Source organism: Allobosea sp. Leaf344 (genome assembly GCF_001426225.1).
GTDB lineage: Bacteria > Pseudomonadota > Alphaproteobacteria > Rhizobiales > Beijerinckiaceae > Allobosea.
In genome coordinates this window covers 168,030-179,255 of the sequence record NZ_LMRT01000009.1, presented here as the reverse complement: position 1 = coordinate 179,255, position 11,226 = coordinate 168,030, and the positions used below count along the sequence as shown (strand labels likewise).

Annotated in this window: 9 protein-coding genes; 2 read left to right on the top strand and 7 right to left on the bottom strand. The window is 67.9% G+C overall.

Features of this window, described 5'->3' with window-relative positions; translation table 11 throughout:
* Nucleotides 1–235 precede the first annotated feature (235 nt).
* The 4 genes from ASG72_RS06865 to ASG72_RS06850 form a co-directional block, all read right to left on the bottom strand.
* Nucleotides 236–1,054, bottom strand: a complete 819-nt coding sequence (locus tag ASG72_RS06865; RefSeq protein WP_056710444.1) for an ABC transporter ATP-binding protein — start codon at nt 1,052–1,054, stop codon at nt 236–238.
* Complete coding sequence (locus ASG72_RS06860; RefSeq protein WP_082540153.1) at nt 1,051–3,120, bottom strand: AMP-binding protein; 2,070 nt, start codon at nt 3,118–3,120, stop codon at nt 1,051–1,053. The genes ASG72_RS06865 and ASG72_RS06860 overlap by 4 nt, the downstream gene beginning before the upstream one ends.
* Nucleotides 3,121–3,246: 126 nt before the next feature.
* Nucleotides 3,247–3,921, bottom strand: coding sequence for a Crp/Fnr family transcriptional regulator (locus ASG72_RS06855; protein ID WP_056710442.1), 675 nt, complete (start codon nt 3,919–3,921; stop codon nt 3,247–3,249).
* 124 nt (nt 3,922–4,045) lie between these two features.
* On the bottom strand, nt 4,046–7,594 hold the full coding sequence (locus ASG72_RS06850) for an indolepyruvate ferredoxin oxidoreductase family protein (RefSeq protein ID WP_056710441.1): 3,549 nt from the start codon (nt 7,592–7,594) through the stop codon (nt 4,046–4,048).
* A 308-nt stretch (nt 7,595–7,902) separates the two neighbouring features.
* Between ASG72_RS06850 and ASG72_RS06845 the strand changes: the two genes are divergently transcribed.
* Together ASG72_RS06845 and ASG72_RS06840 are read left to right on the top strand one after the other, a co-directional pair.
* Nucleotides 7,903–8,553: a DUF1007 family protein gene (locus tag ASG72_RS06845; RefSeq protein WP_162246201.1), complete on the top strand. Its 651-nt coding sequence runs from the start codon at nt 7,903–7,905 to the stop codon at nt 8,551–8,553.
* 7 nt (nt 8,554–8,560) lie between these two features.
* Nucleotides 8,561–9,580 carry a hypothetical protein gene (locus ASG72_RS06840; RefSeq protein ID WP_056710439.1) on the top strand — a complete coding sequence of 340 codons (1,020 nt, stop codon included), beginning with the start codon at nt 8,561–8,563 and terminating at the stop codon, nt 9,578–9,580.
* Here the strand turns inward: ASG72_RS06840 and ASG72_RS06835 are convergent.
* Genes ASG72_RS06835 through nthA form a run of 3 tightly spaced genes read right to left on the bottom strand, consistent with a single transcriptional unit; the run spans nt 9,577 to nt 11,223 of the window.
* Complete coding sequence (locus tag ASG72_RS06835) at nt 9,577–9,957, bottom strand: nitrile hydratase accessory protein (protein ID WP_056710438.1); 381 nt, start codon at nt 9,955–9,957, stop codon at nt 9,577–9,579. The genes ASG72_RS06840 and ASG72_RS06835 overlap by 4 nt on opposite strands.
* The gene (nthB, locus tag ASG72_RS06830) at nt 9,944–10,603 is read right to left on the bottom strand and encodes a nitrile hydratase subunit beta (RefSeq protein WP_056710436.1); all 660 of its coding nucleotides are present in this window, start codon (nt 10,601–10,603) and stop codon (nt 9,944–9,946) included. The genes ASG72_RS06835 and nthB overlap by 14 nt, the downstream gene beginning before the upstream one ends.
* The gene (nthA, locus tag ASG72_RS06825; RefSeq protein ID WP_056710435.1) at nt 10,600–11,223 is read right to left on the bottom strand and encodes a nitrile hydratase subunit alpha; all 624 of its coding nucleotides are present in this window, start codon (nt 11,221–11,223) and stop codon (nt 10,600–10,602) included. Before nthA ends, nthB begins: the two co-directional genes overlap by 4 nt.
* Nucleotides 11,224–11,226 lie beyond the last annotated feature (3 nt).

Below are 11,226 nucleotides of genomic sequence, written 5' to 3'. Positions count from 1 at the left end.
CGCTCCTCGCAATGACGGGAAGCCGTCCTTGCGAGCATCGCGAAGCAATCCAGGGGCGGCCGGATGGGGCGGTCTGGGTTGCTTCGTCGCTGCGCTCCTCGCAATGACGGGGAGGTGAAGGCGTCCTTGCGAGCATAATAGCGAAGCAATCCAGGGGCGGCCGGGCTGGACGGGCTGGGTTGCTTTGTCGCTGCGCTCCTCGCAATGACGGCGTGCGTGCGGGCCAGGGGGTTCATCAATGCGCCACCCCGAGATAGGCGTCGATCACCTTCTGGTCGGCCTTGACCTCGTCGGGCGTGCCATCGGCGATCTTGCGGCCGTATTCCAGCACGACGACGCGGTCGGAGAGGTCCATCACCACGCCCATATCATGCTCGATCAGCGCGATGGTGGTGCCGAACTGGTTGTTCACGTCGAGGATGAAGCGGCACATGTCCTCCTTCTCCTCGAGGTTCATCCCCGCCATCGGCTCGTCCAGCAGCAGCAGCTCCGGCTCCATCGCCAGGGCACGGCCGAGCTCGACGCGCTTCTGCAGCCCATAGGGCAGCTTGCCGACCGGCAGCTTGCGAATATGCTGGATCTGCAGGAAATCGATGATGTCCTCGACCACCTTGCGGTGCTCGATCTCCTCGTTCATCGCCGGCCCATGGCGCAGCGCCTGCCAGAAGAAGCCGCGCCTCATCTTCAGCGTGCGGCCGGTCATGATGTTGTCGAGCGTCGACATGCCCTTGAACAGCGCGACGTTCTGGAAGGTGCGGGCGATCCCGTCGGCAGCGGCCTGGTGCGGCCTCACCTTGGGGCGGCGCACGCCCTTATAGGTGATCTGCCCCTCCTGCGGATGGTAGAACCCGTTGATGCAGTTCAGCATCGAGGTCTTGCCGGCGCCGTTGGGGCCGATGATGGCGCGGACCTCGCCGCGGCGGATGTCGAAGGAGACGTCGGAAATCGCCTTCACCCCGCCGAAGCGCAGCGAGATGTTCTCGACCGAGAGCAGCACCTCGCCCTTGCGGCTCTTCACCGGCTCGCCGGTCACGTTGATCGGTTCCGCGTTCATGCCGCCCTCGCCGGTGCCGTGGCGGGATAGAGGGTTGCGTCGCGGACCTTGACCCGGGCGGAGATGACGCCCTTGCGGCCATCCTCGAAGGTCACTTCGGTCGAGATGTCGGCCGCTTCCGAGCCGTCATAGAGCGCGTTGACGAGCGGGGCGTAGCGATCCGCGATGAAGCCGCGCCGCACCTTCTGCGTGCGCGTCAGCTCGCCATCATCGGCGTCGAGCTCCTTGTGCAGGATCAGGAAGCGCCTGATCTGCGCGCCGCCCATCAGCGGCTCCGCCGCCAGCGAACGGTTCACCTCGTCGATATGCTTGGCGATCATGTCGTAGACGAGCTCGTGCCCGGCCAGCTCCTGATACGAGGCGTAGACGACATTGTTGCGCTCGGCCCAGTTGCCGACCGCCGTCAGGTCGATGTTGACGGCGACGGCGACGAAGTCGCGGCCCTGGCCGAAGGCGACCGCCTCCTTGATGTTGGGATAGAATTTCAGCTTGTTCTCGATGTATTTCGGCGGGAACAGCGCGCCATTCGACAGTTTGCCGACATCCTTGGCGCGGTCGATGATCTTGAGATGGCCGGTCTCGTCGAAGAAGCCGGCATCGCCGGAGCGGACATAGCCATCCGCCGTCATCGTCTCCGCGGTCTTCTCCGGATCCTTGTAATAGCCGCCGAAGATCGAGGGCGAGCGGTAGAGCACCTCGCCGCTGTCATCGATCCTGATCTCGACCATCGGCGCCGGCCTTCCGACCGTATCGGCCTTGATCTCGCCATTGGGCTGCATGGTGATGTAGACGCCGGCTTCGGTCTGGCCGTAGAGCTGCTTCAGATTGACGCCGATCGAGCGGTAGAAGCGGAACAGCTCCGGGCCGATCGCCTCGCCCGCGGTATAGCCGACCTTGATGTTGGTCAGGCCGAAGCGGTTGCGCAGCGGGCCGTAGATCAGCATGTCGCCGAGCGCGTAGAGCAAGCGGCCCTTCAGCGGCACCGGCTCCTTGTTCAGGATCTTCTCGCCATATTGCTTGGCCACGCCGAGGAAGTAGTGGAAGAGCTTGCGCATCAACGGGCCGGCATCCTCCATCCGCACCATGGTCAGCGTCAGCATGGTCTCGAAGACGCGGGGCGGGGCGAAGGCATAGGTGGTGCCGACCTCGCGACGATCGTCGATGACGGTGTCCGGGCTCTCGGGGCAGTTGACGCAGAAGCCGGCGAGAATCGCCTGCGCATAGGAGAAGACGTGGTCGCCGACCCAGGCGATCGGGAGATAGGCGATGACCTCGTCGCTCTCGTTCAGCCCGTCGAATTCGCAGCCGATCCGCGCGGCGGTGATGACGTTGTAATGGCTCAGCATCACGCCCTTGGGCCGGCCGGTCGTCCCGGAGGTGTAGAGGATGATGCCGAGATCGTCGCCGGAGCCCGCCTCCATCTCGCGGGCGAGCGCCGCTTCCGCCTCCGGGCTCGCCTTCAGCGCTTCGGCGCCGGCCCTGATCACCCCGTCGATGTCGTGGAGCGTGGCGTGGTCATAGTCGCGCAGCCCGCGCGGCTCGTCATAGAGCATGTGGCGCAGCTTGGGCAGCCGGTCGGCGATGGAGAGGATCTTGTCGACCTGTTCCTGGTCCTGCACGCAGGCGAAAACCGCCTCGGCATGGTCCAGAACATAGGCCATCTCGTCGGCGACGCTGTCGGCATAGACCGGCACCGGGACGGCGCCGAGCCATTGCGCCGCGGCCATCGACCAGTAGAGCCGCGGCCGGTTGTAGCCGACGATGGCGACCTTGTCGCCGCGCTTCAGCCCGAGCGCCTGCAGCCCCTTGGCGTAATGGCGGACCTGCTCGGCGGTCTCGGCCCAGGTCCAGCTCTGCCAGATGCCGAGATCCTTGTGGCGGAAGGCCACGCGCGCTCCGCGCTCCCGCGCATTGCGCAACAGCAGTTTCGGAAAGGTGTCCGGTTGGCCGGCGCTTGCGCTTGCCACGATGCTCGTCTCCACCCTGTGTGACCCGCGTACATTGCGCCGGTCTTCGTTCGGGCCGTTGTCGGCCTCGTCGTTGATGCAAGCCTTGCAGCCGCGCATGAGCTTTGCAAGGGAGGGCTTGACAGACAAGTCGGCATTTGGTCGCTATTGTCCCGCGGGCGTCTGTGCAGGGCAGGACGCACGCTCTCTCTCGCTGATCCCGGACAGGTGGCGCACGCGCCTCCGCTAGCCTTCGTAGCGGACGAGCCGGTCGAGATCGAGGATCGTCACGCTGCCATGGCCGAGCTCCACCAGCCCGAGCTCGGCGAGTTTCGACAGTCCCTGATTGGCGATCTGCCGCGACATGCCGGCGAGCAGCCCGAGTTCCTCCTGCGAAATCGCCAGGGTGCGGTCCTGATCGGGATAGAGGGTGGGGTTGAACAGCCAGGCGAGATTGCGGGCGAGGCGGCCGGTCGAATCCAGGGTCCGCTCCGTCTCCGCCAGGGCGATGAACTGGGCGAGGCGCTCGTTGAACTGGTGGACCAGGAAGCGGTTGAAGGCGGCGCTGTGCTCGAACAGCCAGAGAAAGCTCGAGCGCCGCATCAGCGCCAGCCTTGTCTCGCGCAGCGCCACCAGCTCGTAGCGGCGAAGCTCGCCCTTGATCACCGTGCCTTCGCCGAACCAGGCACCGGCCCGCATGCCGGCCAGCGTCGCGGCCTTGCCGGTCTTGGAGGTGGTGCTCATCTTGACCAGCCCGTCGGCGACGCCGGTCCAGGAATCCAACCGGTCGCCGACATGGCAGATATAGGAGCCCTTGCCGTAGCTCTTCAGGCTGATGCCGCGCCGCGCCTCCTCGAATTCGGCTTCCGTGAGTTCACGCGACCAGGAGGCGATGCGGCGGAGCTCGTCGGGTGCGATCAATGGCAGACATCCAGGCTGGCGCAACGGAAGCGCCACTATGCCGGCAGGGGGCGCGGAAACTCAAGCGCGGCCGAGGCGGCGCTCAGCGCCGCGGGCCTCAGGCGGTGATCCAGAGGCGAGGCGGCTACTCCGCCGCCTGCGGCATCACCAGCGCCTGCGCCGATCCGTCGCGTAGCCTCGCCAGCAGGCCGGCTTGCTCGGCCAGCGCCGCCGCGAGATGGCGTTCCTTGACATGGCCGAAGCCGCGGATCTTTTCCGGCAGCGCGGCGAGCGCCAGGCAGAGCGCGTGGTTCTCCGGCGTGAGCTTCGCCAGGATCTCCTCGACCAGCGCCTCGTAATCGACGATCAGACGGCGTTCCGTCCGGCGCTCCTCGCTATAGCCGAAAATGTCGAGCGCCGTGCCGCGCAGCCCCTTCAGCCGGGCGAGCAGGCCGAAGGCCGACATCATCCAAGGGCCGAAGCTGATCTTGCGGGGCACGCCGCTATGCGGGTCGCGCCTGGCCAGCAAAGGCGGGGCGAGGTGGAACTCGAAGCGCAGCTTGTCCCCGGTCGCGCTCGTCGGCTCGAAGGTGGCCGCCACCTGCTTCTGGAAGGCGCCGTCCGCATAGAGCCGCGCGACCTCGTATTCGTCCTTATAGGCCATCAGCTTGAAGAGGTATCGCGCCACGGCCTCGGACAGCCGGGTCTCGCCCGGCAGCACCGCCGCCTCCTTCTGCTGCACCCTGGCGACCAGCCGGCGGTAGCGCTCGGCATAGGCCGCGTTCTGGTAGCCGGTGAGGAAGCCGACGCGGCGGGCGATGATCTCGTCCAGCGTCTCGGAGAGATGGCGCGCCTGCGTCGGCGCCTTGGCTTCGGCCAGCGTCGCCAGAAGGGCGTCGGGGTCATGCGCGGCGCGGCGGCCGAGCTCGAATGCCTGCTGGTTCATCGGCACCGCTTCGCCATTGAGCTCGATGGCGCGCAGCAGAGCGGCGCGGGAGAGCGGCACCGCGCCGAACTGCCAGGCGAAGCCGAGCATGAACATGTTGGCGGCGATGGCATTGCCGAGGAAGGCGACGGCGGCTGCGGTCGCATCGATGAAATGGGTGTGGTCGCGCCCGCCGGCCGAGAGGATGGCGCGCTTCAGCCGCTCCGTCGGCAGGGAGAAATCGGCGTTGCGAGTGAAGTCGCCGGGCAGGCTTTCGGCGGTGTTGACCACCACGGTGGCGGCGCCCGGCTTGATCGCGCCGAGAACCTTCTTCGAGCCGGTGACGGTGAGGTCGCAGCCCAGCACGAGATCGGCCTGGCCGGCGGAGACGCGGATCGCATGGATCTCGTCGGGGGTGGGGGCGAGCTTGACGTGGCTGAACACCGCGCCGCCCTTCTGGGCGAGGCCGGCCATGTCGATCATGCCGCAGCCCTTGCCCTCGAGATGCGCCGCCATGCCGAGGATCGCGCCGATGGTGACGACGCCGGTGCCGCCGACGCCGGTGACCACGACGGCATAGCTGCGGGTCAGCGCCGGCACCACCGGCTCCGGCAGCGTCTCCGCGCCGAGTTCCCCCATGTCGAGCTTGCGCGGGGCGAGCTTCTTGGGCCGGGCGCCGTGAACGGTGACGAAGGAGGGGCAGAAGCCCTTCACGCAGGAGAAATCCTTGTTGCAGTTCGACTGGTCGATCTGGCGCTTGCGGCCGAACTCGGTCTCCAGCGGCTGCACCGATACGCAATTCGACTGCACGCCGCAATCGCCGCAGCCCTCGCAGACCAGCTCGTTGATGATGACGCGCTTGTCGGGATCGGGATAATTGCCGCGCTTGCGGCGGCGGCGCTTCTCGGTGGCGCAGGTCTGGTCGTAGAGCAGGAGCGAGACGCCGGGAATCTCGGCCAGCTCGCGCTGCACGGCGTCGAGATCGTCGCGATGATGGATGGTGGTGCCGGCCGGCCATTGCACGGTGGCGCCGTATTTCCCGGGCTCGTCGGTGACGACGGCGATGCGCTGCACGCCTTCCCCGGCGATCTGCCGCGCCATCTGGTCCGGGGTCAGGTGCCCCTCGGCCTGCTGGCCGCCGGTCATCGCGACCGCGTCGTTGTAGAGCAGCTTGTAGGTGATGTTGACGCCGGCCGCGACCGCCCAGCGGATCGCCAGCGAGCCGGAATGGGTATAGGTGCCGTCGCCGAGGTTCTGGAAGACGTGCTTGCGGGTGGAGAACGGCGCCTCGCCGATCCAGTTCGCGCCTTCGCCGCCCATCTGGGTGAACCCGGTCGTCTCCCGGTCCATCCATTGCACCATGTAATGGCAGCCGATCCCGGCATAGGCGCGTGAGCCCTCCGGCACCACGGTCGAGCTGTTATGGGGGCAGCCCGAGCAGAAATAGGGCGTGCGCCGCGCGACCTCCTGGGCCTCCGCCAGCCGGCCCTGCGCCTTGGCGATCTCCTCGAGCCGCGTCCGCAGCGCCGGATCGTCATGGTATTGCAGCAGCCTGGCACCGAGCGCGATGGCGACGTCGTTGGGATCGAGCGCGCCATGGACGGGGAAGAGCCAGTCGCCCTTCTCGTCCTTCTTGCCGATCACCATCGGCTGGTGCTGCGCGCCATAGAGCTCCTCGCGCACCTGCACCTCGATCAGCGACCGCTTTTCCTCGACCACCATCACGAGATCGAGCCCGCTGACGAAGCGCGTCAGCTCGGAGGGGTCGATCGGCCAGGGGCAGGCGACCTTGAACAGGCGGATCCCGAGATCATTGGCGCGGACCTCGTCGATGCCGAGATCCTCCATCGCCTGCCGGACGTCGAGATAGGATTTCCCGACGGTGATGATGCCGATGCGGGGCTGGCGGCCACCATGGGTGATGGTCTGGTTGAGCTTGTTGGCGCGGAGATAGGCGAGGATGGCGGCGCGCTTATGGATGTGCAGCCGCTTTTCCTGGTCGAGGAAATCGAGTTCGCGGCGGATGCTGAGCCCGCCCGGCGGCATCTCGAAATCCGTCGGCGTGACCACCTCGACGCGGTCGACCGAGCCATCGACGGAGGCCGTGGATTCGATGTTGTCCTTGACGCATTTGATGCCGACCCAGACCGAGGCGTAGCGCGAGAGCGCGATGCCGTGCAGGGCATAATCCATGATCTCCTGTACCCCGGCCGGGTTCAGGATCGGCATCATCCGATCGACGAAGACGAATTCGGTCTGGTGGGCATTGGTCGAGGATTCCGCGGTGTGATCGTCGCCCATCAGGCAGATCACGCCGCCATGCGGCGAGGTCCCGGCCATGTTGCCGTGGCGGAAGACGTCGCCGGTGCGGTCGACGCCGGGGCCCTTGCCGTACCAGAGCGCGAAGACGCCATCATAGCGGCCCTCTCCCTGCAGCTCGGCCTGCTGCGTGCCCCAGACGGCGGTGGCGGCGAGATCCTCGTTCAGCCCGGGCTGGAAGACGATGTCGGCGGCCTTGAGCTGTTTGCCGGCGCGGGCGAGCTGCTGGTCGAGGCCGCCGAGCGGCGAGCCGCGATAGCCGGAGACGAAGCCGGCGGTATTCAGCCCCGCGCGCCTGTCGCGTTCCCGCTGCACCATCAGCATCCGGGCGATGGCCTGGGTGCCGGTCAGGAAGATCTGCTGCTTGCCGAGATCGTATTTATCGTCGAGCGCCACGGCCCGCAGGCCGCCTGCGACGTCGCTCGCGCCGGAATTCAGCTTCTCGGCCATGGCCGACCTCCCAAGATCGTCCCGCTGCAGCTTCATATGGGGCTGGTTGCTCCAACCTCCAAATCCGCAGCTCCCAATTATGTCAGTATTGCTGACATATCTCGCAGACGGCGTCAATCGGACTCGACCAATTCCAACCTGGCCACAGCCGGCGCAAATTCTATCGTCGGTGATGGCGGGGCGGGCCGCGACGGTCGCGATTTGGCCGTGTTTGCGGGAGATGGCTGTGATACCGACCGGTCGCCCAGCGCGGTCACATCGTTTAAGCATCGACGTCGGACAATCCGCAGCTGCCGAGGATCCCGCCTGTGACGCCACGTGCCCTCTCGCGACTCTTGCCTTGCGTGCTCGCCCTGCTGCTGGGCGCCGCCCTGCCGGCGCTGGCGCATCCGCATGTCTTCGTCTCGGCGCGGGCGGAGATCCTCTACACCGCCGATGGCGCGGTGCGGGCGGTGAAGCATGTCTGGAGCTTCGACGAGGCTTATTCCGCCTATATCACCCAGGGTCTCGACAAGAATGGCGACGGGATCTTCAGCAGCGAGGAGCTGGCCGAACTCGCCAAGGTGAATGTCGACAGCCTGCCCGATGTCGGGTTCTTCACCTCGGTGAAGGCCAATGGCAAGGCGCAGGAATTCGGCACCCCGACCGATGCCGGCCTCGTCTACGACAAGAAGGTGCTGACGCTGACCTATACGCTGCCGCTGAAGACGCCGGCGGTGGCCTCGCGCTCCTTCGGCATCGAGATCGGCGATCCAACCTATTTCGTGGCCTTCACCATCGACGAGCATCCGGATGCGATCGTCACCCGCGATGCGCCCAAGGGCTGCCTGGTCAGGATCGCGCGGCCGCCGAAGCTCGATCCGGCCGTGCAGCAGAAACTGGCGATGGAAGACATCACGGCGACGCCCGATACCAGCGGCCTGCTGGTCACCACGCGCGCCCTCGTCGCCTGCCCGTGAGGCCTCGATGTCGCTGAGCCCGGGCCGCGTCACGACCGGCTGGCCAGGCGTCTCGCGGCGCCTGCTGATCGCGGGCTCCGCGCTGCTCGCGGTCGGTGCGGCGGTCGGGCTGCTGCTCTACGCGCTGGCGCTGCTCTATCCGCCCCCGCCGCCGCCGCCGCGTAATCCGTTCGGCGGCGCGCTGCCGCGCGAGGCGCTGCCGAGCGCGAGCGGGATCTTCGGCCTCATCCTGGCCTGGCAGTCGAGTTTCTACCGGGAACTCACCGCGGCCCTGAAGGCGATCGCGGAGCGGCCCTCCGCCCTCGTCGCGCTGCTCGGCCTCGCCTTCGGCTATGGCGTGTTCCATGCCGCCGGCCCCGGCCATGGCAAGGCGGTGATCTCGGCCTATATCGTCGCCGATGACCGCAGCCTGCGGCGCGGCGTCGGCCTCAGCTTCGCCGCCGCGCTGCTGCAGGCGCTGGTCGCCATCGCGCTGGTGGCGGTGTTCACGCTCGGCCTGCGCAGCACCGCCGCCACGCTGCGCAGCGCAACCGATCTGATCGAACAGGCCAGTTTCGCGCTGGTCGTCTGCGTCGGGCTCTATGTGCTGTGGCGCAAGGCGGGGCAGGTGATGGCGCTGGAGCGTGGCGGGGCGGCGCATGATGCGGCGGCCTGCGATCATCTCCACCTGCCGGGCCCGGATGTCGTCGCCAGGCTCGGCAGCTGGCGCGAACTGGCCGGGGTCGTCGCCGCGGCAGGGCTGCGGCCCTGCGCGGGGGCGCTGATCATCCTGGTCTTCGCCGCGCTGCAGGGGCTGATCTGGGCCGGTGTCGCGGCCGTCTTCGCCATGGCGCTGGGCACGGCCCTGACCACGAGCGCGCTGGCCGCCTTCGCCGTGTTCTGCAAATTCGCGGCGCTGCGCTGGGCCGGCGGCGGCTCGCTGCGGGCGGTGCGGCTGCTCGCCTGGCTCGAAGTGGCGGCCGCCGCCTTCGTCGCGGTGGTCGGCGCGCTGCTGCTGATCGGGCTCTGGGGCGGCGGCGGAAACTAGCCGCGCAGCGGGTCGTTCTCCAGCCGGATCGGCTGGCCATGCGGGGTCGCCTCCGCCGCCCGTGCCCAGGACGCGGCCAGCGCGTCGACGCCGTCATGCGAGGCCAGGCCCTTGGCGATCAGGAGATGCTCCAGCGCCTCGCACCAGCGCTCGTAATAGTCCGAGCCGTCCCGGCAGCCGCCGGCGGCGACCGCCTCGCGGATTTCCGCGCCGAGCGCCTGCGCCCATTCCGCGGCGGTGAAGACGCCCTGCGCCTGCAAGGCGACGACCAGCGCGAAGGCCTGCGCCTGCCAGGGTTCGGCGAAGACCGGTCCATCCGCGTCGCGGGGGATCGGCGTATCCGCCGCCAGCGCGAGGCCGGGGTCAGGCCGGCTCAAGATAGCTCTCCCAGGCTTCGATGCTGACGCTCGCGCCCGGATCGCCGTCGCGGCCCCAGAGTTCCGGCCCGGTGAACACCACCGTGTAGAGCCATTGCGCCGTTTCCGCCGCGCCATGCGCGCCCGTATCGGGAAAGACATGGCAGCCGCTGACGCGCGCGATCACGCCCTGCTTGCCGCGGGCATAGCGGGGCAGGCGCGTATGGTGGCTCGGATGCATGACGATGGTGCGCACCCTGTCGCCGACCGCGAAACGCGCCGGCGCCGTGGCGGGCCGCTCATAGGGGAAGCCGCGGCGCAGCACGGCCGCCACCTCCTCGCCCTTCAGCACGCGCTTCGGCTGCCTGGGGGCGGTGAGAGCCTCGCCCTGCGCCAATTCGTCAGGGGTGACGAAGCCATGGGCGAGCAGCAGCTTCTGCAGGCCGGCCAGCCAGATCTGGTAGTAGCTGAAGGCGAGATAATCGGCGGGCGGAAGGCTTTCCCGCGCATGGCGGCTCTCGTCGATGCTCCATTGGCCCATCGCGCCGGCCGCGACGTTCAGCGCCAGCACGCGCTTCTCCCAATCGGCGTGGAAGATCGGCTCGTCCGGCCCCGGCCTGACCGGGCCGAACCCCATCTGGCCGCCGAGATCCTGCGCGCCGTTCATCGGGCCTCTCCGACCGCGGGCAGCCCGGTGCCGATCATGCTGTCGCGCGTCACGATGGCGGCGAGCCGGTCTTCCGACCAGCCTTCGGTCCCGGCGGGGCGCATGGGAATGACGATGAAACGGGTCTCGGCGGTGGAATCCCAGACCCGGATGCGCTGCCCTTCCGGCAGGGTCAGCCCGAAATCCGCGAGCACGCCGCGCGGATCGATCACAGCCTTGGAGCGATAGGGCGGGGATTTGTACCAGACCGGCGGCAAACCGAGCACCGGCCAGGGATAGCAGGAGCAGAGGGTGCAGACGATCAGATTGTGCTCTTCCGGCGAATTGAAACAGGCGATGATGTGCTCGCCGCCGCGCCCGCCATAGCCGAGCTCGGCCACGGCCGCCGTGCCGTCCTCCCGCAGCCGCGCGGCGAAAGCCTCGTCCGACCAGGCGCGCGCCACCACGCGGGCGCCGTTGCGCGGGCCGATCCTGGTCTCGTAGCTGTCGATGATCGCATCGAGCGCCGCCGGGTCGACATAGCCCTTGGCGACCATCAGCGATTCCAGCGCCTTCACCCGCGCCTCGATCGGCGCGAGGTGATTGTCGTGGTCGTGATCGTGGTGGTGATGTCCGCTCATCGC

Bases quoted from the DNA above. Each gene is read 5' to 3' on its own strand.
- nthA (WP_056710435.1), bottom strand. From the start codon at position 11,223: ATGAGCGGACATCACCACCACGATCACGACCACGACAATCACCTCGCG.
- ASG72_RS06840 (WP_056710439.1), top strand. From the start codon at position 8,561: ATGTCGCTGAGCCCGGGCCGCGTCACGACCGGCTGGCCAGGCGTCTCG.
- ASG72_RS06860 (WP_082540153.1), bottom strand. From the start codon at position 3,120: ATGCGCGGCTGCAAGGCTTGCATCAACGACGAGGCCGACAACGGCCCG.
- ASG72_RS06865 (WP_056710444.1), bottom strand. From the start codon at position 1,054: ATGAACGCGGAACCGATCAACGTGACCGGCGAGCCGGTGAAGAGCCGC.
- ASG72_RS06850 (WP_056710441.1), bottom strand. From the start codon at position 7,594: ATGGCCGAGAAGCTGAATTCCGGCGCGAGCGACGTCGCAGGCGGCCTG.
- nthB (WP_056710436.1), bottom strand. From the start codon at position 10,603: ATGAACGGCGCGCAGGATCTCGGCGGCCAGATGGGGTTCGGCCCGGTC.